This is a genomic window from Brachybacterium atlanticum, assembly GCF_025669985.1.
Taxonomy (GTDB): domain Bacteria; phylum Actinomycetota; class Actinomycetes; order Actinomycetales; family Dermabacteraceae; genus Brachybacterium; species Brachybacterium conglomeratum.
This window is the reverse complement of sequence record NZ_JAKJJW010000010.1, coordinates 1-21,554: the sequence shown is the minus strand read 5'-3', so window position 1 is coordinate 21,554 and position 21,554 is coordinate 1. Positions and strand designations below refer to the sequence as shown.

Below are 21,554 nucleotides of genomic sequence, written 5' to 3'. Positions count from 1 at the left end.
ACCTCGGCTCAGTGCCAGGAACTGAGTGCTTCTGCCGCGTTCTCCAGGGGCATCTGTCCTGTGGCCACGGCGATGACCAGGTCGTAGGCCTCGTCGTCGGGCGCATCGAGGTCGACGCCGTTCAGTCCGAGGAAGACGACGACGGCCAGCCATCCCAGGCGCTTGTTGCCATCGAGGAGGGTGTGGTTGCGGACGATGGACTCGAGGAGCGCCGCGGCTTTCAGGTCGAGTCCGTCATAGGCGTCTGCGCCCCAGAGCGTGGTCGTGGGGCGATGTGCTGCGGACTCGAGGAGACCGACGTCGCGCACCGGGCCGACTCGGAGGTCGTCGACAAGTGTCAGCAGGTCCTCGAGGGTCAGATAGCGAACCGGAGTCACTGAGCGAGTCGGTCGAGGAGGTCGGCGTAGCGAGTGCGCGCACGCAGGGACAGATCCTGCACCGCCTTCTCGTGCCCCCGTCGGGCGGCTGCCTCGCGGATCGCGCGGACCGTGGCCTCCTGCCGGCTGATGCCCTCCTCGCGCGCGAGCTCGGCGAGGATCTTCTCGTCGTCATCCGTGAGTCGCAGAGTCATGGCCATGACGAGATGATACCGCTCTGGTATCACGCTGGACACCCCCGCCCGTCGTGAAGATCGCCAGCTGGGCCCCCGCGCCGGGGGAGTGAGCGGGAGCCGAGCCCCAGTGCGCGGGATCTCCGGTCGCCGCCCTTGCGTTACTTTGCCATCCGGTTGGTAAAGTAACTGGGTCGTCCCGATCCAGGAGGTGCCATGGCTCCCGCACGCCCCACCGTCCCCGCCGCCTCGGGCCGCCCCGCGCACCGCCCCTCGGCCCGCGAGGCGATGCTCGACGCCGCCGAGGCCCATCTCGGCGAGGGCGGCACGCTCACCCTCGACTCCGCCGCCCGCGCCGCCGGCGTCACCAAGCCGGGGCTGATGTACCACTTCTCCACCAAGGAGCAGCTGCTCGGTGCGATCCTCGACCGGATGACCGCGCGCTACGAGCGCGAGATGCTCGCCCTGGTCGCCGCCCGCCACGGCGCAGAGATCGAGGACTTCGCCGAGGCGCCCGCTGAGCATCGCGTGCTCGCCTATCTCGACTGGGCCTGCACCGGCGCGATCGACGCCGCCGACCTGGTGATCTTCGCCGACCCCCACCTTCGCGTCACCCTCACCGAGCGCTGGGAGGATCAGCTCTCCCGCTGGCTCGGCATCTCCGCCGGAGTCGACGCCGACCGCGGCGCGCGCCTCCTGGCCGTGCGGCTGATGGCCGACGGGCTCTGGTTCGACCGCGCCAGCGGACTGGACGTCGGCTCCGCGGAGCAGCTGGACCAGACGCGCGAGCTCGCCCGCGACCTGCTCGGAGGTGACGCATGACGACCTGGCTGCTGCTCGCCGCCGCGGTCCTCTCCGAGGTCACCGCGACCCTCTCCCTGCGCGGAGCCCTCGACCGGCCTGCGCTGTACGTCGTCGTGGTCGTCGGCTACGTGCTCACCTTCGCCCTGCTCGCCCAGGTGCTCCGCCGCGGCATGGGCCTCGGCGTCGCCTACGGGCTCTGGGGCGCGATCGGGGTGGTGCTCACCGCCGGCGCGTCGGCCGTGCTGTTCGGGGAATCGCTGGGCGCCCTGAAGATCAGCGGGATCCTGCTCATCGCGGCCGGCGTCGCCGTCGTCGAGCTCGGCTCCCAGCGAGCCCGCCGCGCCGAGGCCGCCACCGCCGCCGACGCCGGAGCGGGGGAGCGGCCGCACGGCGGACCCGGCCCGGTGCCGGTCGCCGCCGCCGACACGGCGGAGATCCCCGTCGAGGAGTGGCTCGCCGGCGCCACTGCCTACGGCTCCCGCGGCGAGGTCGAGCTGCTGCGGGAGCTCGAGATCCACGCGATCCCCGACGAGTCCGAGGACGAGCACGAGGGGAAGGAAGCATGACGAGCTGGCTGCTGCTCCTGGGCGCGATCGTCACCGAGGTCGGCGCGACCCTCTCCCTGCGGATGTCCGCGACGGGCGACCGCCGCTGGTACCTGCCGGTCGTCGTCGGCTACCTGCTCGCCTTCGCCCTGCTCTCGGGCGCGCTCGCCGCCGGCATGCCGCTCGGCGTCGCCTACGGGATCTGGAGCGCCGTCGGGATCGTCGCCACGGCCGTGCTCTCCCGGATCCTGTTCCGTGAGCCGCTCACTCCTCTGATGCTCGGCGGGATGGGGCTGATCGTCGTGGGCGTCCTGCTCGTGGAGCTCGGCGGCTCGCACTGACGCGGCGCGGGCGACTCCTGCGAGGTCTTCCCTCGCAGGTCTTTCGCCGTTCATGAGTCCTTCGACGACGTGGTGAACACTTCCGGTGCGGGACGTCACCGAGCCCGCGACGCCGCCGACGCCGACGAGAGGCACGAACCCCATGCACCGCGACCAGGACGGACCCACCTCGAGCACCGCGCGCAGAAGACTCGGAGATCGGCGCGGGTTCCTCCGCGGGGCGGGCCTGGCGAGCGCCGGCGTCCTCGGGGGAGTCGCCGGCCCTGCCCGAGCGGAGGCAGCGGGACGCGGGAGGGGACCGCGGCCGTCCGGCGACCTGGTCTGGCTCGCCGGGGACCACCACCTCCACAGCCAGTACAGCAACGACGCCATGTTCCGCATCGAGGACCAGGCGCGACGCGCGGTCGCCGGAGGCCTGGACTGGATCGTCATCACCGACCACGGCAACGAGGCCTTCGCCGCGCACAGCATCGCGCCGCAGCGCCAGGACATCCTCGCCGCCCGCGAGCGCTTCGGCGACGAGCTGCTGCTCTTCAACGGCCTGGAGTGGAACATCCCGGCCGGCGAGCACACCACGCTGATGATGGCGCCCGGCGAGGGCGAGGCCGAGCTCCTCCAGGAGTTCGTCGACACCTACGACGCCAATGTCGTCGGCGCCCGGGACGGAACTTGCGCCCACGAGGCGCTGGCCGTCGATGCGCTGACGTTCCTGAGCCGGGCCGTCGCCTCCGGTCGGCTCGCGGACGTCCTCGTGCTCCCCAACCATCCGGCGCGCAAGGGGATCGACTCGCCGGCGGAGCTGCGGGCCTGGCAGGACGCCGCCCCCGAGGTCGTCATCGGCTTCGAGGGCGCGCCGGGGCACCAGGCCGCCGCGCTCCCGGCCGGGATGGCCCGCGGTCGCGGGCTCTACGACGGCGGCCCGGGCGAGCACTCCTTCGAGGGGTACCCGGAGGAGAGCTACCGCACGTGGGGCGGCTTCGACTGGATGACCGCGACGGTCGGCGGGATGTGGGACAGCCTGCTCGCCGAGGGCAGGAAGTGGTGGATCACGACCACGTCGGACGGTCATCAGGGGTGCGGCGACTGGGTGAAGAACCCCGTCGACGACCTGGACCAGACCGGCTACTCGGACCGTCCGTACAACGAGGCGGGAGACACCTTCGACAGCACCGGCGTCTTCCCGCCGCCGGTGAACGCCGGGCGCCCGGTCGTCGAGTACAGCTCCTTCACGCCCGGGGCGTACAACAAGACCTGGGTGGGGGCGACGGAGGCCAGCCACCGCGCGGTGATGGAGGGGATGCGGGCCGGCCGCATGTGGGTGTGCTTCGGGGACCTCATCGGATCTCTGCAGATGACGTTGCAGGTGGCGGGGAACCGCGGGAATCGGTTCGCCGTGGGCATGGGGGAGACCCTCGAGGTGAGGACACCGACCGAGGTCGAGCTGAAGATCGTCATCGAGACCGCTGACCAGGTGAACTATGCCGGGCTGCTCCCGCAGCTCGCCCGGGTGGACCTCGTGCTCGGTGAGATCACCGGCCCGACCGAGGACCGTGATGCGCTGCGCGCGCCGGGCACGCGCGTGGTGAGGTCGTGGGACACCGTCGGTCAGGACGGGACGATCGAGCTCACGCATCGATTCACCCTCGAGCGCGACGTCTACCTGCGGATCCGCGGCACAGACGGGAAGCGCAGCCAGCCCGGCTTCCACGGACCCGAGGTCGATCCCGTCGGACCTGCGCTCGACGTGGTCGGCGAGGTGAACCCCTGGGAGGACCTCTGGTTCTACTCGAACCCGATCTTCGCCCGGCTGGGCTGAGGGCGCGCCGGGCAGGGACGCGAGCAGCCAGGCCGTCGGCCCGGCGCGCCTGGGACACTGGGGATCATGACCCGCGCACCTGAGGAGACCGCCACGGCGATGCCCGAGCCCGGGACGTCCGACGCCGGGCTCGGGCACGGCGTCGTCGGCGGAGCGCCCGCAGGGATCCTCACGCACCTGGACCCCTCCGCGTGACGGGCGGACCGGGCGGCGCGACCCCGCGGCGGCGGCTCCGCCGCCGCGCGGTCCCCGTCGCGATCCTCGCCCTGGCCGTGCTGCTCGTCGCGACCGTGCTCTGGCTGCGCCCCGCCGAGGACCGGCCGGCCGGCGACACCGCGGAACCGGTCGACCTCGCCGACCTCCCGCACCCCTCCGCGGTCGCCCGCCCCGACCTCTCCTCCGCCGAGACCCGCGACCCCGCGGACCCCCTGGCCGAGGGGCCCGTCGACGCGCCCGTCGTGCTCGTCGTCTTCACCGACTACCAGTGCCCCTACTGCGCCCGCTGGACCGAGGACACCCTGCCCGCGCTGCGGGAGCACGTGGACCGCGGCGAGCTGCGCATCGAATGGCGCGACGTGAACGTCTACGGCGAGGACTCCGCCCGCGCCGCCCGCGCCTCCCTCGCCGCCGCTCTCCAGGGCCGCCACGCCGACTACCACCAGGCCCTCTTCGCGGGCGGCGAGGTGCGGCCCGCCGCCGAGCTCGACGAGGACTCCCTCATCGCCTTCGCCGAGGAGCTGGACCTCGACGTCGAGCGGTTCACCGCGGACCTCCGCTCCGAGGAGGTCGCCCGCACCGTCGAGGAGCACGCCGCCGAGGGCGTCGAGCTCGGCGCCGTGACCACCCCGTCGTTCGTCCTCGACGGCACCCCGACCGTCGGCGCGCAGCCCACCGAGGTGTTCCTCGAGCAGGTCGAGGCGGCGCTCGAGGAGGCGGAGGCCTGACATGGGGATCAGCCTGCTGCCCGCCTTCCTCGGCGGCGCCCTCGCCCTGCTCAGCCCGTGCGGGGCGCTGCTGCTGCCCGGCTATCTCGCCTCGACCGTGACCCGCCGCGCCGGCCTGCTCCTGCACGGCGCCGTGTTCTACGTCGGGTTGCTGCTCACCCTCGTGCCGCTCGGCGTGGGCGCCGGGGCGCTCGGCGGGCTCCTCGCCCAGCACCGCGCTGTGCTCGTCGCCGCGACCTCCGTGCTGCTCATCCTGCTCGGCGCGGTGCACGCCCTCGGGATCGGCCTGGACCCCGCCCGGGTGCTGCCCGGCGCGGACCGGCTCCGCCAGGCCTCCGCCCGCGGCTCCGGGCAGCCGCGCACCTTCCTGCTCGGCGCCGTCGGCGGCGTGGCCGGGGTCTGCGCCGGGCCCGTCCTCGGCGCCGTCCTCACGCTCGCCCTCGGCCAGGGCGGGATCCTCCGCGCCGCCGTGCTGCTGGCCGCCTACGGCGCCGGCATGGTGGTGCCGCTGCTGCTGCTCGCCCTGACCTGGGAGAAGCTCGGCCCCCGCTCCCGGCGCCTGCTGCGCGGGCGGCCCCTCGCGCTCGGCCCGCTCACCCTGCACTCCACGACCCTGCTCACCGGGCTGCTCATCATCGCGCTCGGGGTCCTGTTCTGGACGACGAACGGGCTGATCTCGCTGCCCTCCCTCGTCCCGACGCGGGTGCTCGCGCAGTGGCAGGAGTCGCTGGCCCCGCTGAGCTCGACCGGGGTGCAGATCGCGGTGATCGCGGGCCTCGCGGCCCTCGCGCTGCTGCTGTGGTGGCGGGCCGAGCGGCGAGGCGCGGCGGAGTCGGCGGACAGGACGGCCGACGGCGCGGCGGGCGGCAGGACGGCCGACGGGGCGGCGGACGATGCGGCAGCCGGTTCGGCCGACGGGACGGCGGGCCCGCAGGATCGGAGGGGCCGATGACCCTGCAGTCACCGCAGACCCCGTCGGCTCCGACGGGCAGGACCTCCCGCCGCGGCCTGCTGCGCGCCCTCGGGCTCGGCACCGCCGGGCTCGGCGCCGCGGCGCTCGCCGCCTGCACCCCGGAGACCCCGGAGGGCGCGCCGACCAGCGCCGACACCCCGCTGGCCCCCGTCGACCCCATGCCCGCCCTCCTCGGCGAGCAGGCCACCGTCGTCGACCCCGCCACGCTGCGGCTCCCCCTCGAGATGCTCGTGATGATCGTGGTCGAGCCCGGGTGGACCGCCGCCCCGCAGCAGCTCGACGGGATCTTCCTGGGCCGCCGCTGCGACGGAGACGCCGTGCGCTTCACCGCCGTCGACCAGGACGGCACCGCGCTGTGGACCGCCCGCCGCCCCCTCGGCTGCGAGGCCGCGGTCCTCACCCGCGACGACAGCGCCCGCGCCGTCGCCGTCCTCACGGACCGCACGGCCGACGGCGTCACCACCCTGACCGGATACCGCCTGCGCGGGGCCGAGCATCTCTGGGGGCCCGTCGCCGTGCCTGGTCCGCCCGTCGGCCCCGGGCTCCTGGTCGCCGCGGCCGACGGCTCCGGCCGCGCCGTCCTCGACCCCGGCACCGGCGGGACCGCGCAGGCCGAGGCCGATCTCGCGGGCGGCCGGCTCCTGGCCGAGCATCTCGGCACGGTGCTGCTCGTCGACGGCGAGGAGCTCGTCGCCCGCGACGTCCCCTCCGGCACGGAGCGCTGGCGGATCCCGGCACCCGAGGGACTGGACCTCGCGACCTCGGAGGTCTCCGGCCGGATCGACCCGACGACCTCCCACGCCGTCCTCGTCGGCCCCGACGGGACGGGCGCGCTGCTCGACGTCGCAGGCGGCCGGGTCCTCGCGGACGGGATCACCGCCGCCGCCCACGACCACGCGATGGACACCACCGTGGTCACCGCCGGCCGCACCGTGCGCGGCCTCGCCGCCGACGGCACCGAGACCTGGCGGCACGACGACCCCGAACAGCTCGTGCTGATCGCCGCGGGGGAGCGCCTCGCCTACGCCCAGCGCCCCGAGGAGGGGACCCTGGTGGTGCTCGACACCTCCCAGGGGCAGATGGTGAACCCGTACGATGTCGACCTCGAGGGGCCGCTGGCCGTGCCCGAGCTGTTCTCCGCCGACGCCGCGACCTCGGTCCACGTCGAGGACACCCGGTACCTCGTGACCACGACCCTCGACGAGGGGTACGGGATGCGGGAGCGGTCCTGAGAGCCGCCCGGACGGGGCGGTTGCCGCCGGTTGCCCTTCCGTGAGGGTGAGATCTGCCGAGGACAGCGGGCGCGCGGCGCCCCCGAGGACAGCGCCCGGTGGGCGCGGGACGGAGCCGGCCGAGTGACGGACGCGCGCGTGACGATCTACGACGTCGCCAAGGAGGCAGGTGTCGCCCCCTCCACCGTCTCGCGCGCCTTCTCCCGCCCCGGCCGGGTCAGCGCCGCGACCCATGCCAAGGTCATGGCGGCCGCGAAGGTCCTGGACTACCGCACCTCCGCCCCGCCCTCGCAGGAGCGCGCCCACCGCCACCAGCGCCTCGGCATCGAGGTCCCGGACCTCACCAACCCCTACTTCGCCGAGCTCGTCTCCGGCATGCAGGAGGCCGCCCAGGAGCAGGACTTCCTGCTGCTCCTGCTGGACGCCGTCGAGGACGAGGCGCGCGAGCGCGCGAGCCTCGAGAGCGCCGTCGACGTCGTGGACGGGATCGTGCTCTCGGGCACCCGGCAGTCCGACGCGATGCTCAACCACCTGTCGAAGCGCATCCCCGTCGTCGTGATGAACCGGCGCGTGGCAGGCCTGGATTCCGTCACCCCCGAGTTCGAGCACGGCATGGGCCAGGCGATCGCCCACCTGGCCGAGAACGGCCTGCGCACCGTCACCTACGTCGCCGGGCCCGTGAACTCGTGGTCCGACGGGGAGCGCTGGCGCGCCGTCCGCGTCGCCGCCCGCCGGCACGGGCTGCAGATCCAGCGCCACGGCCCCTTCGCCCCCACCATCGCGGGCGGCGAGCAGGCCTTCGAGGAGATGCGCGACTCCCTGCCCCATGCGGTGATCTGCTACAACGACCTGGTCGCCTTCGGCTTCCTGGTCTCCGCCCTGCGCGCCGGCATCCGCGTGCCCGAGGAGCTGTCGGTGATGGGGCACGATGACATCCAGCTCTCCCGGCTCGTCGGCGGCGGGCTCACCACCATCGTCAGCCCCAAGCGCGCCCAGGGCCGTGCCGCCGTCGAGCGCCTCATCCGCCGCATCGAGAACCCTTCCGCCCACCGCACCCCGGTCGAGGGCTCGCTGCCCGTGCGGCTCGTGCCCCGCGGCAGCACCGGACCGCGCGAGACCCCCTGAGGCGGCGCGCCCGACGCAGTCCCCGGCCGCTTGCTGGGGCGCCGATCAGTCTGATGGAGGGCGCTTTCCCCGGCAACCCGTGACAACCGTCCGACGCTCTCGCGAAAGGTTGCGAGGATGGCCGCATGAGCAACGACGCCTTCGTCCCGCACCCCGACCGCCTCCTGCCCGCGGACCCGGCCGTCCGCGAGATCGCGCGCAGCCTCTACGAGCTGGAGAAGGACCAGCCGATCGTCTCGCCCCACGGGCACGTCGATCCGCGCCTCCTGCTCGACGACGAGCCGTTCCGCGACCCGACCTCGCTGTTCATCACCCCTGACCACTACGTCAACCGGCTGATGCACGCCCGCGGCGTGGACCTCGCCGACCTCGGCGTGGCCCAGGGCCCGCTGGACGAGAAGGCCTCCCGCAGGGCCTGGCACCTGCTGGCCGAGCACTGGCACGCCTACGCCGGCACGCCCTCGCGCTACTGGATGGAGCACGAGTTCTCCGAGGTCTTCGGCCTGGAGACCGTGCTGAACCCGCGCACGGCCGCCGCGATGTACGACGAGATCGCGGACAAGCTCACCCGCCGCGAATTCCGTCCCCGCGCCCTGTTCGACCAGTTCAGGATCGAGGTCATGGCGACCACCGACGACCCGGTCGACGACCTCGCCCCGCACGACGCCCTCGCCGCCGACGCCTCCTTCACCGGCCGCGTGATCCCCACCTTCCGGCCCGACAAGTACCTCGAGCCCGCCCGCGCCGACTTCCCCGAGCTGGTCGCCGCCCTCGGCGAGTCCGCCGGCGTCGACACCGGCACCTACGACGGCCACCTCGAGGCGATGCGCACCCGCCGCCTCTACTTCCGTGACCACGGTGCGGTCTCCTCCGACCACGCCCACATCGATCCCGGCACCGAGCGGCTCGCGATCGAGGACGCCCGCCGCCTCTACACCGCCGCGCTCGAGGGCACGATCGGGGCCGACGAGGCCGTGGCGCTGCGCCGCCACCTGCTCGCCGACCAGGCCCGTCTGGCCGCCGAGGACGGGCTCGTGATGACCCTGCACCCGGCCGTCTCCCGCAACCACTCCGACGCGATGTTCGAGAAGTTCGGGGCGGACGTCGGCTTCGACATCCCCGTCGCCGTCGACTACGTCCACCACCTGCGCCCCATGCTCAACGACGTGGGCCACGCGGAGGGCTTCCGCACCGTGCTGTTCACGATCGACGAGACCGTGTTCTCCCGCGAGATCGCGCCGCTGGCCGGCGTGTACCCCTCGGTGTACGCAGGGGCGCCGTGGTGGTTCATCGATTCGCCCGATGCGATCCTGCGCTTCCGCCGCGCCGTCTCCGAGACGCTCGGCTATACGCGCACCAGCGGATTCATCGACGACACCCGCGCCTTCTGCTCGATCCCGGCGCGCCACGACATGTCGCGCCGCATCGACGCGAGCCACCTGGCCGGACTGGTCGCCGAGCACCGGATGCGTCTCGAGGACGCCGAGGCGCTCGTCGCCACCCTGCCCACCCAGCAGCCTCGCGAGGTCTTCCGCCTCGGCGAGTCCGCGTGAGAGGAACCGCTCCGATGAACGCCCCCGCCCCCTCCGACGTCGGCCGCCTGGTCCACCTCGGGATCGGCAACTTCGCCCGCGCCCATACCCTGCCCGCCACCGCCGTGGCCGGCGGCTGGTCCGTGGTCGCCTTCACCGGCCGCTCCGCCGCGATGGCCGACGCGCTGAACGCCCAGGGCGGGAAGTACGGCCTGATCGTGCGCGGCCCGGAGGCCGACGAGGTCAGCGTGCTGGACGTGATCGACGAGGTCCACCCCGCCGCCGACGTCGACGCCCTGGTCCAGCTGCTCGCCGATCCCTTCACCGCCGTGGTCACCCTGACCATCACCGAGAAGGGCTACGCCGCCGGGTCGGATCCGGCGACCTCCGCCCCCGCCCGCATCGCGCTGGGGCTGAAGGCCCGCCGCGAGGCCGGCGTCGACGAGCCGATCGCGCTGGTCTCCTGCGACAACCTCACTGGCAACGGCGAGGTGCTGGGCGAGGCCGTCCGCGCCGAGCTCGACGAGGAGACCGCCGCCTGGTTCGAGGACCACGTCGACGTCATCTCCTCCATGGTCGACCGGATCACCCCCTCGGCCGACGACGGCACCGCGGACACCGTGCGCGAGCAGACCGGCTTCGCCGACGCCGTCCCGGTGGTCACCGAGCCGTTCACCGAGTGGGTCATCGAGGACCGGTTCCGCGGTCGTCGCCCCGAGTGGGAGAAGGCCGGGGTGCAGTTCACCGACGACATCGAGGTGCACGAGCGCCGCAAGCTGCGCCTGCTCAACGGCGCCCACACTCTCATGGCCTACGCCGGCCAGGTCGCGGGCGTGGAGCGCGTGGATGAGGCGATCGGCCACCGCGAGGTGCGCGCCCTGGTCGAACAGCTGTGGAGCGAGGCTCGGGAGACGCTGCCGCTGCCGGCCGACGAGCTCGACGCCTACACCGCCGCCCTCGAGGAGCGCTTCCGCAACCCGCGTCTCGCGGACAACCTGATCCGCATCGCCGCCGACGGCACCGCGAAGCTGCCCGTGCGCGCCCTGCCCGTGATCGCCGAGCTCGGCGGCCCGGACGAGGCCCCCGGCGAGGTCGCGGCCGTCGCCGCCTGGACCGCCTGGGTCACCGATCGCGTGCACGGCGGCCACGAGGTGCAGGACCCGAAGAGCTCCGAGATCGCCTCGGCGGCCGGCATCGAGGACGCGACCGAGCGGGTCACCGCCCTGCTCGCCCTGCTCGACGTGCCCGCCGGCGACCCGCTGGTCGCGGCCGTCGTCGTCGAGGAGCAGCGCCTGCCCCGCCCCTGAGGCCCGGTGCCCAGGCTCCGGCCGGACTCGACACGACGCCTCGCGGATCTGTTCCGCGGGGCGTCGTGCTGCCGTGCGGTGCACCTGAGACTCAGTGCTCCTGGCCCGCGGTGCACGAGGCCCCGCCGCGGCCGGGCCCTCACCGGCGCCGCGGCTCACCCACCAGGACCATGATCTGATCGACGCCGCGCCGGGCGGTGGTTCGGTGGCGGCGCAGGGCGTCCCACTACGCCTATATAGGCATAGTGGAACGCCATGCGCCATCTGCAGACCATGCACCGCGGGCAGCGCATGCGGTGCTCGTGCGAGCGAGCCGCCCCCTCAGGCCAGGTCGGCGAGCTTCTCGAAGCGCTCGAGGCGCTCGCGGTAGTAGTCCTGGTGGGCGAGCACCGGCTCGACCCGGGCGAGCACCGGCGCCTCGGCGACGGGGATCTCGGGCGCGGCCTGCTCGAGGGCCATCACGGCCGCGCCGCGCATGGTCGAGCGGGAGACGGCGACGTGGTCGATCGGCATGGCGAGCGCGTCGGAGAGCAGGTGCAGCCAGCCGGGGATCGCCCCGGTCATGCCGCCGGAGAGCACGATCCGCTCGGGCTCGCCGCCGGCCTCGCGCATCTGGTCGGCGATGCGCAGGAACGACACAGCCACGCCCTCCATCGCGCCGAGCAGCATGTCCTTCCAGGTCGTGGAGGCACCCACGTTCGTGAACATCGCCCGGGAGCTGCCGCGCCACTTGGTGCCGCGCTCGCCGGAGAAGAAGGGGACCACCAGCGGAGTGCCCTGGGAGGGCGGGCCGGAGAACAGGGTCGCGGTGTCGGTCGCGTCGATGTCGAAGGGCATCGCGAGCTCGTTGCGGCACCAGTCCAGCACGCGCCCGCAGTCGCTCATGGCGGAGCCGACGAGCGTGCGGCGCTGGTCCACGCGGTATGCCCACAGCCCGGAGGGGAGGGCGGGGATGTCGGTGTCCAGCAGCTGACGGATCGCGCCGGAGGTGGCGGTGGAGATGCCCCAGGTGCCGGTCCCGAGCGCGCCGATGCCGAGGTTCGCGGCGAGGCCGTCGCCGATCACGGGCAGCCACACGGCCTCTGCCAGCTGCGGGAACTCGGCGGCCAGCGGGGTGCCGGCGACGTGCAGCGCGTCGTCGGGGTCGATCGCGGGGCCCATCGCGGCCTCGTCCACGCCCACGGCGTCGAGCAGCTCGGGCACGTACTGCCCGGTGCGCCTGTCGATCATGCCGGACCAGGCTGCGGAGGCGGTGCCGAGCGCGGGCGTGCCCAGCAGCTTGAAGGCCACGTACTCGCCGAGCGCCATGAACCGCTCCGTGCGGGCGAAGACCTCGGGGTGCTCCTTGCGCAGCCACAGCAGCCGTGGCGCGGTGTAGGAGGAGTGGAGGCGGGCGCCGGTGCGCTCGTGCAGGTCCTCGACGTCGATCCGGGAGGCGAGCTCGCCCACCTGGGCGTGGCAGCGGGTGTCTGCGTAGGTGATGCACGGGGTCAGCGCGTTGCCGGCCGTGTCGACCGCGATCAGCGAGGAGGCGAAGGTGTCGAAGCCGATCGCGCGCACGTCGCCGGGCAGCTCGCCGTGGCCGAGCACGGCGGAGAGCGCGGTGCGGATCTCCGCGACGATCTGGTCGGCGTCGATCGTGCTGGTGCCGTCGTCGTCGACCGTGAAGGCATGGATCTCCTTGTGCTGGAGCTTGCCGACCTCGCGGCCCGAGACGTCGTACACGGCGGCGCGGGTGCCCCCGGAGCCGATGTCGATCCCGACGACCAGGGGTCCCTGGGCGTCCTCGGCCGGGATGTTGAAGCGGGGCATGGATGATCTCCTGCGGTCGTCGGGGCCTGCGCGTGCGAGCACGACGGTCCGGGCGGTCGTGCCGGGGCGCAGGGGGTTCCGGCCAGCATACGAGGCCCTCGCACAAGGCCGACGGACTCGCCACGGGTTGCCACCTGCCGGCTGTCGATCTCCCGCACTCCCCGCCCTCCTCGTCGGTTCGTCGCGCAGGGCCCGGCAGAAAGGGGACTCCAGCGGCACGGTGAGGAGCTCAGCTCCGCACCGTGCCGCTGGAGTCCCGTCTGTGCAGACGGCGCTCGGTCGCGGCCGGACGGGCCGGCGGCGGCTCGGCTACTCCAGCACGGACTGCCCCAGGAACTCGCCCTCGGCGCAGCCCGGCGGGATCGCGAACACGGCCGAGCCGATCGGTGTCGTCCACTGGTTCAGCAGGTCCAGCTCGTCCAGGCGGCGCTGGATCGGCAGGAACTGCGCGAGCGGATCGGCCTGGAAGGACACGAACACCTGCCCCGCCTCGGACAGCAGCCCCGAGCCGGGCGCCGGCGCGTGCTCGTAGTTGTACGGCCGGCGGTAGATCTCCTGGTGCTCGCCGTCGTCGATCCCGCGGGCCCGGCGCATGTGCGAGAACTCCCCGATCACCGGGAAGCCGTTCGCGGAGACCTTCTCGAAGTCCGGCGGGGTGCTCTCGTCCCCGCCCGACAGCGGCGCGCCGTCGTCCTGTCGGGTGCCGGTCGCGGCGTCCCGCGCGCCGCGGTCGGCCTCGTCCCAGCCGTCGAGGTCCATGCGGATCCGACGCACCACCATCGAGGTGCCGCCCGCGAAGGGGCCGTCCTCGATCCAGACCACCTTCGCGAAGTGCTCGCTGCCGGGGGCGGGGTTCGCGGTGCCGTCGAGCTGGCCGAAGAGGTTCCGCAGGGTGCTGCCGAGCCTCACGACGCCGGGGGAGCGGCGGAATCCCGTCTGCCCCCACCGAAGGGTCGTGAAGGCGCGGGCGTCCTTCAGCAGCATCCGTGCGGCGTGGGAGACCGTCAGCGGATCGTCGGCCGCGACCTGCAGCAGCAGGTCCCCGCCCGACCACTGCTCCTCGAGCTCGTCGATGCCGAAGGCGGGCAGGGGCGCGAGCCAGTCCGGCGCCGGGCGCTCGGCCCGGGACATCAGCCCCGGGCCGAAGCCGCCGGTGACGGTGAGGGAGGCGGGCTCGGTCGCGAGCTCCGGCTCGGTGTCCGCGAGCGCGGGCTCGCCCCGGGTGAGGCGGGCGGCGTCGTCGGTGAGCAGGCGCAGCATCCGCAGCACCCCGTCCCGGTCCACGTCCTCACGCAGGTCGAGAGCCAGGAGCATGGCAGACGCCGGGGCGGGCGTCTCGATCCCGGCCTGGTGCCCGCCGTGGAAGGGGACGGTCGGGGCGCCGTAGGGCGCCTGATGGGTCGAAGCCTCCTCCGCGGAGTCGGCAGGGGCGGCGGGGTCGTCGAGGGTGCGGCCGAGCCCGACCCCCGCGGCGCCGATGCCGAGCGCTCCGGCGCCGAGGGTGCCGGCCCGCAGCAGGTGGCGCCTGCCGGGGCGGGCGGGGGCGCGGTGGTCGGGGGCGGTCACTCGGCGCCGTCCTCTTCGGTGTCCTCACCGTGCTCGTCGGTGCCGTGGCTGTCGTCGGCGCCGGCGTCCGCGTCGTGCCCGTCGTGCTCGCCGCCGTCGTCGGAGGCACCGGAGCCGGCCGAGCCCTCGGGCTCGTAGTGCTCCTGCGCGCGGGCGAAGTCCTTCACCGTGGCGGTGACGACCAGCTCGGTGCCGTCCTCGCACTGCAGCGTCAGCTCCACCTCGTCGCCGGGCCGCAGCGGGGCGGCGAGGTCCATGAGCATGAGGTGGTCCCCGCCGGGCTCGAGCACGAGCTCGCCGCCGTCGGGGACGGGGAAGCCGCCCTCCTTCTCCTGCATGCTCATGCCGCCGGAGCCGTCCCCCGTGGTCTCGTGCAGCTCGACCATCCCGGCCGTCGGGGTGCTCGCCGCGATCAGCTGCAGATCGCGGCCGGTCGCATTGGTGAGGGTGCCGAAGGCGGAGGTCATGCCCTCCTCGGCGGCCTTCACCCACGGGTCGACGAGGATGAGCCCCTCGGCGCTCGTGCCGCCGCCGTCCGAGGCAGCGCCACCCGTCTCGGAGCCGTCGGAGGGGTCGGAGCCGCAGGCGGCGAGGGGCAGGAGCAGGGCTGCGGCGAGGGCGGCCCGGCGGGTGGGGCGGGTGGCAGAGGGCAGGAAGGAACGCTGGGTCGTGGAATGCTGAGACATCGAAGGTCCTCTCGAAGGGCCGACGGTCCGCGGCGCAGGGGCGTGCGGGCAGCGGTCGGCGCGGACCCGTGCGGCAGGGATGCCGGACGGGTGATGGTCGATCGGGGACGGTCTGAGCGGGCGCGTCGTCCCTGCTCAGGCCGCGAGGACCACCGGAGGGCCCCGGCGCAGCTGCGGGGCGAGGACGGCACGCTGGGCGTGCAGGAGATGGGGCGCCGCGGGCAGGGGCCGGGCCGGCCGCTCGGGCACCAGCAGCGTGAGCAGCAGCAGCAGCGGCGGATGCGCGAGCACCGCGAGGACGCTCAGCGCCAGGCGCGCGCAGCGCATCAGCACCGACTCGCCGTGCTGCAGCAGCACCGCGGTCACCATCGCGGCGAGCACGTGCAGCAGGAGCATCCGCAGGTCCGAGTGGCTGCCGTGCAGGGCATGGTCGGCGACCCACGCGACCCCCTCGCCGCCGTCGCCGTGAGCGCCGTGCCCGGCGACGCCGCCGGCGCCGTGCCCTGCGTGGCCCGCGCCGTGGCCCAGATGGGAGCCCGGCGGGTCCACGAGGGCCCGCCCCGGGTCACCGGGCGTGCCCGCGCTGAACAGTCCGTGGAACAGCGCCTGGCTGGCCAGCACCGCGACGCCCATGCGGGCCAGGGAGAAGCGCGTGCCCGCCAGCAGCGTGCACACGGCGACCGCGAGCCACCAGGGCACGAGGATCCCGAGGCAGGCCGGCATCGGCCCGCCGCCCGCGAGGTGGCCGCCGAGCGCGACGGCGGTCGCGATCGAGGCGGCGGTGCCTCCGCGCACGAGGCGCAGCGGCGAGCGGGAGGCGGACATGTCGCCATTCTGCCCCGTCGGGCCGCGCGGCGCGGCGCGAGATGCCCCTCGTCGGTGCGACGGGCCGGCGTTGCGGGGATGCTACGTGGCGTGGGACGGCACCACCATCACCGGTCCCTCGGCGTGCTGGAGCAGGCCACGGGAGACCGAGCCGAGCAGAGTGCTGGTCACGCGCCCGTGCCCGCGGGTGCCGACGACGGTGAGCTGCGCATCGGTAGACTCCGCGATCAGCAGTCGTACGGGGTCGCCGAACAGGACCTCGCTGGTGATCCTGAGCTCGGGCTGCTTCCGGCGACGCTGCTCCAGGCCTCGTTCGAGCCGGGCCGCGGCCCGTGAGCGATGGGTCCGGACCATGTCGGGGTCCGGGCGCCAGGACGCATAGGAGCCGCCCCAGTCCTCCAGGGACGGGAGCACCATGAGCACGCGCAGCGAGGTGCCGCGGGCGAGCGCCTCCTGCGCGGCCGCGTCCAGCGCCGCCCGAGCCCGGGCGGAGCCGTCGGTGCCGACGGTCACGGGGGCGTCCTCCTCGAGGGGCTCGAAGCGGTGCGCGCCCTCGCCGAGCTCGTAGCCGCGATGCACCACGACCGTGGGGCAGTGCGCATGGGCGGGGAGCGCGGCGGAGACCGAGCCGAGCAGCCGGCCCATGAAGCCGCCGCGTCCGCGCGCGCCGACGACGGCCACAGCGGCCTGGGCCGACAGCTTCACGAGCACGCCCGCGGCATCGCCCCACTCGGCGCGCAGGTCGACGGCTCCGCTGTAGTCGCGCAGGTGCTCCCGCGCCTCGTCGAGCAGCTCGCGGGCGGCGTTCAGCCGCGCGACCTCGGCCGGGACGACCGGGGTGAGGGCCGCCTCGGCGTAGGCCATGGTCGGCACGGTGTAGGCGGTGACCACGGTGAGCGGCAGGTTCTGGCGCAGCGCGGCGCGGGCGGCGTAGTGCAGCGCCTGGACGGCCTGTCCGGAGCCGTCGTAGCCGATCAGCACTCCGAGCGGCCGCTCCCCGTCCGGCGAGGTGCCGGGAGCGTGGGAGACACTGGGTGCCGGGGCGCGGCCGGTCGGTGCGGAGGTGTCGGCGGGGCTGGTCCGGGCGGGCTGGGCGGTGACGTCGTCGTCGGGCATCTCGACCTCCTGGGTCGGGGGCTCCCTGGGCCGACGGAGCCGCCCCCGTGGGTCTCCTCCGCCGGTCCGTCGATCGTAGTCACGGCCGGACCGGCCCGTGCGGGGCCGAGGTCCCGCGGCGGGGGTGAGCGCCGCGGTCGGGCGTCGTCGGGTCCGCCGTCGGCTGAGTGGGACGGCCGGACTTCTCGACCGATCAGAACCCTCGTTGCCGCGCACCCGGGACGGGACGACAATGGAGGGCGGGCTCGTGGTCGCGAGCCCGTCCGCCGGTCCGAAGGAGCGCTACGCCATGTCCGAGCTCACCGTCCTCGCCAGCCCGAGCCGCTATGTCCAGGGGAAGGGGGCGCTCGACGCGCTGGGCACCCATCTCGCCGCCCTCGGGAGCAGCCCGCTGCTCGTCGCCGACGACATCGTCTGGGGGCTCTTCTCCGAGCAGGTCGGCGCCTCCTTCGCCGCGGCGGGTCTGCCCCTCGAGCGCGTCGGCTTCGAGCGCTTCGCGACGACGGATGCTGTCGACGCGCTGGTCGCCGCGATCGCCGCCGGAAGCCATGACGTCATCGTGGGCTTCGGCGGCGGATCGAGCATCGACGCCGCGAAGGCGGCCGGGCACCTCGCCGGGATCCGCTGGGCGAGCGTGCCCACGGCGGCCTCCTCCGATGCGCCGACCTCCGCGCTCGCGGTGATCTACACGGCCGAGGGCGAGTTCCACGAGTACCGCTTCTTCCCCCGCAACCCGGACCTCGTCCTCATCGACACCCAGGTCGTGGCCGAGGCGCCGGTGCGCTTCCTCGCCGCCGGGATCGGCGACGCGCTGGCCACCTGGCTCGAGGCGCGCGCCACCCGCCGCGGCACCGGCACGGCGATGGCCGGCGGCCGCCCCACCCTCGCCGGCACCGCGCTGGCGGAGCTGAGCTGGGACATCCTGTGGGAGAACGCGCTGCCGGCGCTCGATGCGGTCGCCGCGCGCGTGGTCACTCCCGCCCTGGAGGCCGTGGTCGAGGCGAACACGCTGCTGTCCGGGCTGGGCTTCGAGTCCGGGGGCCTCGCCGCCGCGCACGCCATCCACAACGGGCTGACCGCCGCCCCGCAGACGCACGGGCTCACCCATGGCCAGAAGGTCAACATCGGCTCCCTCGCCCAGCTCGTCCTCGAGGGTGCCCCCGCCCAGGAGATCGAGGACTTCATCGTGTTCACGACGAAGGTGGGCCTGCCGAACACCCTCACCGAGATCGGGCTGACCCCCGAGGACCGGAAGGAGCTCCGCGCGGTCGCCGAGGCCGCGACGGTGGAGGGCGAGACGATCCACTCGATGCCCTTCCCGGTGACGGCCGACGACGTCCTGGCCGCGCTCACCGCGATCGAGGGGCTCTCGCGCCGCGTGCGCCGGGAGCATGGCCTTCCCGAGCCCGAGCTCTACACCGGCGGAGGCCACTGACCCCGGCTCAGCGGGGGCGGCGCCGGTCGTGGCCGATCCGCGAGATGTCCAGGTCCGGCACCACCATCACCGGGCCCTGCGCCCGCTCCAGGAGGCCGCGGGAGACCGAGCCGAGCAGGGCGCTCATCGTGCGGCCCCGTCCACGGGTCCCCACCACCGTCAGCCGCGCGTCGCGCGAGCGCTCCACGAGCAGCGCGACGGGATCGCCGACCTCCACCGAGGCGGTGACCGCCACCTCGGGGTTCCGGTCGCGCAGCGCCCGGGCCTCGCCCTCGAGGAGGGCGAGGAGCTCCTCGAGCTGCCGGTCCAGGAACTGCTGGTCGGGCACCGTGGCGAGCGCGGAGGCGGACCAGGTGTCCAGCGGCGGGATCGCCTGCAGCAGGTGCAGCGGCGCCCCGGCAGCCGCGGCCGCCCGCTGCGCGAGGGTGGTCAGCGTGCTGTCCTCGCTGCCGTCCAGCCCCACCACCACGGGCTCCGTGCCCGGCACCTCGGTGAAGCGCTCGCGTCCGGTGGTCTCGGGCACCTCGTAGTTCGAGGGGACCACGACCGTCGGGCAGTGCGCGTGGGCGGGCAGCGCCTCGGAGACGGAGCCCAGCAGGCGCCCCAGGAAGCCGCCCCGGCCGCGGGAGCCGACGACGGCGAGGCGGGCGAGCGCGGAGAGCTCGACGAGCACGCCGGCCGCATCGCCCTGGACGGACTCGAGCTCGACCTCGCCCGGATAGCCCTCCAGGTGCGGGAGGGCGCCCGCGGCGACCTGTCGGGACGCGGCCGCACGGGCCTCGTCCTCGCGCACCGGCGGCAGCGAGGCCAGGTTCGGGTAGACCATCACGGGCACCGTGAACGCGGAGACCACCGTGAGGCGGCAGCCGATCCCCAGCGCCATCGTCGCGGCGTAGTGGAGGGCCTGGATCGCCTGGTCGGAGCCGTCGTAGCCGACGAGCACCCCGACCGGTCGGGATTCGGGATCGAAGAGCGGGGGAGTGGAGCTGTCGTCGTCGGCGCGCATCGGGGTCTCCGTTCCGGGGGCGCGGTGCGACCGTCGACGGGATGCCCCCATCGGTCGCGCCCGCCGTCGGTACCTCCGAGGGTACGGCCGTCCGGCATGCGCGGCCAGGGCCGAGGTCCCGGGCCCTGCACCTGGACGCACCTCCCGACCCGCGCCTCGCGTCGTGGTCGCGGGCGGCGCGGGCTTCCCGTCGCCCGTCCGACAGCGAGAGCGGCCGGGCGACGGGAGACGGATCAGCCCTTCGGCATCCCGAAGCGCGGGGCGGGCAGGGGTGGCGCGACCGCGGCCGGGGCCTCCTCCAGCAGTGCGAGCGCCTCGGTGACGCCGCGGGCGAGCTGCGGATCCTCCCCGGCCACCCAGGCGTTCGGCGGCAGCGGCACCTCGATGTCGGGCTCGACGCCGTAGTTCTCGATCGCCCAGTCCTCGCCCTCGAACCAGCTCGCGTACTTCGGCTGGGTGACGCCGGTGCCGTCGACCAGGTCGTAGCGGCCGTCGATCCCGATCACACCGCCCCAGGTGCGCGTGCCGATGATCGGCCCGACCTCCAGGGCGCGGGAGACGGCGTTCACGATGTCACCGTCGGAGCCGGCCTCCTGGTTCGTCACCAGCACCACCGCGCCGCGCGGCGCGAAGGCGGGGTAGGTGCCCGGCCGCTCGTGGCGCGGGTAGTCCCAGGACAGCACCCGACGCGCGATCCGGTCGGTGACCAGCTGCGAGGTGTGGCCGCCGCTGTTGTAGCGCACGTCCACGACCAGGCCCTCCTTCGTGGTCGCCTCGCGCAGGTCGCGGTGCATCTGCGCCCAGCCGGAGGAGACCATGTCGGGGATGTGCAGGTAGCCGAGCCGGCCGCCGGAGAGCTCGGCGACCAGGGCGCGGCGCGACTCGACCCACGCCTGGTAGCGCAGCTCCGAGTCGTCGCCGAGCGGCGTGACGGCCACCCGGTGCTCGGCGCCGTCGCGCCCGAGGACCAGCTCGGTCGCCTTCCCGGCGGAGCCGACGAGCGCCGCCTCGATCCCCTCGGGGCCGACGTCCCGGCCGTCCACGCGCAGCACCGCATCGCCCACGCGGGCGTCGACGCCCGGCGCGAGCAGCGGGGAGCGGGCGTCCGGGTCGGAGGAGTCGCCCGGCAGGATCCGGGTGATCACCCAGCGCCCGTCGAGGCGTTCGAGGTCCGCGCCGAGATGGGCCGGCAGCATCGGCGGATCGGCCTGGTACACCCCGCCCTGCACGTAGGCGTGCGAGGTGCCGAGCTCGCCCTGGACCTCCCACATCATGTCCTGGAAGTCGTCCTCGGTGACCAGGCGCTCGATGACCGGGTCGTACCAGGAGGTCATCGCGTGCCAGTCCATGCCGTCCATGTCCGCGCGCCAGTACTGCTGGGCCATGATCCGGTAGTTGTCCCAGAGCATGCCGCGCCGCTCCTTGACCGGGTCGACGGTCAGGCGCAGGCGCCCCGTGTCGATGACGATCCGGGCGGGGTCCTCGTCCTCGGCCTTGCGGGTCGCGGGGACCTGCACCCAGTGCTCGCCCTGCCGGATCACCAGGGTCTCGCCGTCGCCGGAGACGGTCAGGTCGGTGACGTCCTCGGCGAGGACGGTGAGCTTGCGGTCCGCGAGCGACCAGTGCTCGAGGGTCGGCGAGGGGGCCTCGCCCTCGACACCCGCGCGGGCCGAGCCCAGCACCCCCTGCTGAGGGTGGCGGAGCCAGACGAAGCCGCCGGTCACGGCGGTGAGATGCGAGTAGTAGCCGGAGACGACGGGGAAGGGCACCAGGCGCGACTCGACCTGCTCGAGGTCGATGCTGGTGGCCGGCGCGCGGTGCGCGTCCTCCGCCCCGGCGGCGGAGTGCGAGGTCGCGGGGTGGGAGGAGGCCTCGGCCGCGGCGGTCGCGGCGGCGCTCGCCGAGGTGCCGGCGGCCGCGCCCGACGGGGCTCCCGATC

At 74.3% G+C, this 21,554-nt stretch carries 21 protein-coding genes; 12 read left to right on the top strand and 9 right to left on the bottom strand.

Annotated elements, in window-relative coordinates; genetic code table 11:
* Positions 1-8: 8 nt before the first annotated feature.
* Positions 9-377 (bottom strand): type II toxin-antitoxin system death-on-curing family toxin, encoded by a 369-nt coding sequence (locus L3K22_RS06735; RefSeq protein WP_191459049.1) that lies wholly within the window; start codon positions 375-377, stop codon positions 9-11.
* Positions 374-577 carry a CopG family transcriptional regulator gene (locus L3K22_RS06730; protein ID WP_053917723.1) on the bottom strand — a complete coding sequence of 68 codons (204 nt, stop codon included), beginning with the start codon at positions 575-577 and terminating at the stop codon, positions 374-376. The genes L3K22_RS06735 and L3K22_RS06730 overlap by 4 nt, the downstream gene beginning before the upstream one ends.
* A gap of 189 nt (positions 578-766) precedes the next feature.
* On the opposite strand from L3K22_RS06730, the gene L3K22_RS06725 reads away from it, so the two are divergent.
* The 11 genes from L3K22_RS06725 to L3K22_RS06675 all read left to right on the top strand — a co-directional run bounded on the left by L3K22_RS06725 (position 767) and on the right by L3K22_RS06675 (position 11,169).
* A complete protein-coding gene (locus tag L3K22_RS06725) occupies positions 767-1,372 on the top strand; it encodes a TetR/AcrR family transcriptional regulator (protein WP_191459047.1) in 606 nt (201 codons plus the stop codon).
* Positions 1,369-1,920 carry a DMT family transporter gene (locus L3K22_RS16670; RefSeq protein WP_191459045.1) on the top strand — a complete coding sequence of 184 codons (552 nt, stop codon included), beginning with the start codon at positions 1,369-1,371 and terminating at the stop codon, positions 1,918-1,920. The genes L3K22_RS06725 and L3K22_RS16670 overlap by 4 nt, the downstream gene beginning before the upstream one ends.
* Positions 1,917-2,240 carry a DMT family transporter gene (locus tag L3K22_RS06715; RefSeq protein ID WP_191459043.1) on the top strand — a complete coding sequence of 108 codons (324 nt, stop codon included), beginning with the start codon at positions 1,917-1,919 and terminating at the stop codon, positions 2,238-2,240. Before L3K22_RS16670 ends, L3K22_RS06715 begins: the two co-directional genes overlap by 4 nt.
* A 142-nt stretch (positions 2,241-2,382) precedes the next feature.
* Positions 2,383-4,056, top strand: coding sequence for a PHP domain-containing protein (locus tag L3K22_RS06710; RefSeq protein ID WP_263310696.1), 1,674 nt, complete (start codon positions 2,383-2,385; stop codon positions 4,054-4,056).
* A gap of 66 nt (positions 4,057-4,122) precedes the next feature.
* Positions 4,123-4,251, top strand: a complete 129-nt coding sequence (locus L3K22_RS06705; protein WP_263310695.1) for a hypothetical protein — start codon at positions 4,123-4,125, stop codon at positions 4,249-4,251.
* Complete coding sequence (locus L3K22_RS06700; RefSeq protein ID WP_263310694.1) at positions 4,248-5,000, top strand: DsbA family protein; 753 nt, start codon at positions 4,248-4,250, stop codon at positions 4,998-5,000. Before L3K22_RS06705 ends, L3K22_RS06700 begins: the two co-directional genes overlap by 4 nt.
* Position 5,001: 1 nt before the next feature.
* Positions 5,002-5,952, top strand: coding sequence for a cytochrome c biogenesis CcdA family protein (locus L3K22_RS06695; protein WP_263310693.1), 951 nt, complete (start codon positions 5,002-5,004; stop codon positions 5,950-5,952).
* Entirely contained in the window at positions 5,949-7,205 is a 1,257-nt protein-coding gene (locus L3K22_RS06690; RefSeq protein ID WP_263310692.1) for an outer membrane protein assembly factor BamB family protein, read from the top strand. The genes L3K22_RS06695 and L3K22_RS06690 overlap by 4 nt, the downstream gene beginning before the upstream one ends.
* 138 nt (positions 7,206-7,343) lie before the next feature.
* The gene (locus L3K22_RS06685; RefSeq protein WP_263310691.1) at positions 7,344-8,330 is read left to right on the top strand and encodes a LacI family DNA-binding transcriptional regulator; all 987 of its coding nucleotides are present in this window, start codon (positions 7,344-7,346) and stop codon (positions 8,328-8,330) included.
* Positions 8,331-8,455: 125 nt separating this feature from the next.
* The gene (uxaC, locus tag L3K22_RS06680) at positions 8,456-9,883 is read left to right on the top strand and encodes a glucuronate isomerase (protein WP_263310690.1); all 1,428 of its coding nucleotides are present in this window, start codon (positions 8,456-8,458) and stop codon (positions 9,881-9,883) included.
* A gap of 14 nt (positions 9,884-9,897) precedes the next feature.
* The gene (locus L3K22_RS06675; RefSeq protein ID WP_263310689.1) at positions 9,898-11,169 is read left to right on the top strand and encodes a mannitol dehydrogenase family protein; all 1,272 of its coding nucleotides are present in this window, start codon (positions 9,898-9,900) and stop codon (positions 11,167-11,169) included.
* A 321-nt stretch (positions 11,170-11,490) separates the two neighbouring features.
* Here L3K22_RS06675 and L3K22_RS06670 read toward each other — a convergent pair whose 3' ends face one another.
* From L3K22_RS06670 to L3K22_RS06650, 5 genes are all read right to left on the bottom strand, one after another.
* Positions 11,491-12,981 (bottom strand): gluconokinase, encoded by a 1,491-nt coding sequence (locus tag L3K22_RS06670; RefSeq protein WP_263310688.1) that lies wholly within the window; start codon positions 12,979-12,981, stop codon positions 11,491-11,493.
* 309 nt (positions 12,982-13,290) lie between these two features.
* Positions 13,291-14,547: a Dyp-type peroxidase gene (locus tag L3K22_RS06665; RefSeq protein WP_263310687.1), complete on the bottom strand. Its 1,257-nt coding sequence runs from the start codon at positions 14,545-14,547 to the stop codon at positions 13,291-13,293.
* A complete protein-coding gene (locus L3K22_RS06660) occupies positions 14,544-15,233 on the bottom strand; it encodes a copper chaperone PCu(A)C (protein ID WP_263310686.1) in 690 nt (229 codons plus the stop codon). The genes L3K22_RS06665 and L3K22_RS06660 overlap by 4 nt, the downstream gene beginning before the upstream one ends.
* A 135-nt stretch (positions 15,234-15,368) precedes the next feature.
* Positions 15,369-16,058, bottom strand: coding sequence for a hypothetical protein (locus L3K22_RS06655; protein WP_263310685.1), 690 nt, complete (start codon positions 16,056-16,058; stop codon positions 15,369-15,371).
* 81 nt (positions 16,059-16,139) lie between these two features.
* On the bottom strand, positions 16,140-17,174 hold the full coding sequence (locus L3K22_RS06650; protein WP_263310684.1) for a universal stress protein: 1,035 nt from the start codon (positions 17,172-17,174) through the stop codon (positions 16,140-16,142).
* Between the two features lie 289 nt (positions 17,175-17,463).
* Between L3K22_RS06650 and L3K22_RS06645 the strand changes: the two genes are divergently transcribed.
* The gene (locus tag L3K22_RS06645) at positions 17,464-18,609 is read left to right on the top strand and encodes a glycerol dehydrogenase (protein ID WP_263310683.1); all 1,146 of its coding nucleotides are present in this window, start codon (positions 17,464-17,466) and stop codon (positions 18,607-18,609) included.
* A gap of 7 nt (positions 18,610-18,616) precedes the next feature.
* Here the strand turns inward: L3K22_RS06645 and L3K22_RS06640 are convergent, their stop codons facing one another.
* Positions 18,617-19,615, bottom strand: a complete 999-nt coding sequence (locus L3K22_RS06640; protein ID WP_263310682.1) for a universal stress protein — start codon at positions 19,613-19,615, stop codon at positions 18,617-18,619.
* A gap of 233 nt (positions 19,616-19,848) precedes the next feature.
* On the bottom strand, positions 19,849-21,554 hold a 1,706-nt coding region (locus tag L3K22_RS06635; protein ID WP_263310681.1), incomplete at its 5' end, for a S41 family peptidase.

Coding starts and splice junctions, on each gene's coding strand:
- L3K22_RS06730 (WP_053917723.1), bottom strand. CDS start 577: ATGGCCATGACTCTGCGACTCACGGATGACGACGAGAAGATCCTCGCC.
- L3K22_RS06725 (WP_191459047.1), top strand. CDS start 767: ATGGCTCCCGCACGCCCCACCGTCCCCGCCGCCTCGGGCCGCCCCGCG.
- L3K22_RS16670 (WP_191459045.1), top strand. CDS start 1,369: ATGACGACCTGGCTGCTGCTCGCCGCCGCGGTCCTCTCCGAGGTCACC.
- L3K22_RS06715 (WP_191459043.1), top strand. CDS start 1,917: ATGACGAGCTGGCTGCTGCTCCTGGGCGCGATCGTCACCGAGGTCGGC.
- L3K22_RS06710 (WP_263310696.1), top strand. CDS start 2,383: ATGCACCGCGACCAGGACGGACCCACCTCGAGCACCGCGCGCAGAAGA.
- L3K22_RS06705 (WP_263310695.1), top strand. CDS start 4,123: ATGACCCGCGCACCTGAGGAGACCGCCACGGCGATGCCCGAGCCCGGG.
- L3K22_RS06695 (WP_263310693.1), top strand. CDS start 5,002: ATGGGGATCAGCCTGCTGCCCGCCTTCCTCGGCGGCGCCCTCGCCCTG.
- L3K22_RS06690 (WP_263310692.1), top strand. CDS start 5,949: ATGACCCTGCAGTCACCGCAGACCCCGTCGGCTCCGACGGGCAGGACC.
- uxaC (WP_263310690.1), top strand. CDS start 8,456: ATGAGCAACGACGCCTTCGTCCCGCACCCCGACCGCCTCCTGCCCGCG.
- L3K22_RS06675 (WP_263310689.1), top strand. CDS start 9,898: ATGAACGCCCCCGCCCCCTCCGACGTCGGCCGCCTGGTCCACCTCGGG.
- L3K22_RS06670 (WP_263310688.1), bottom strand. CDS start 12,981: ATGCCCCGCTTCAACATCCCGGCCGAGGACGCCCAGGGACCCCTGGTC.
- L3K22_RS06660 (WP_263310686.1), bottom strand. CDS start 15,233: ATGTCTCAGCATTCCACGACCCAGCGTTCCTTCCTGCCCTCTGCCACC.
- L3K22_RS06655 (WP_263310685.1), bottom strand. CDS start 16,058: ATGTCCGCCTCCCGCTCGCCGCTGCGCCTCGTGCGCGGAGGCACCGCC.
- L3K22_RS06650 (WP_263310684.1), bottom strand. CDS start 17,174: ATGCCCGACGACGACGTCACCGCCCAGCCCGCCCGGACCAGCCCCGCC.
- L3K22_RS06645 (WP_263310683.1), top strand. CDS start 17,464: ATGTCCGAGCTCACCGTCCTCGCCAGCCCGAGCCGCTATGTCCAGGGG.
- L3K22_RS06640 (WP_263310682.1), bottom strand. CDS start 19,615: ATGCGCGCCGACGACGACAGCTCCACTCCCCCGCTCTTCGATCCCGAA.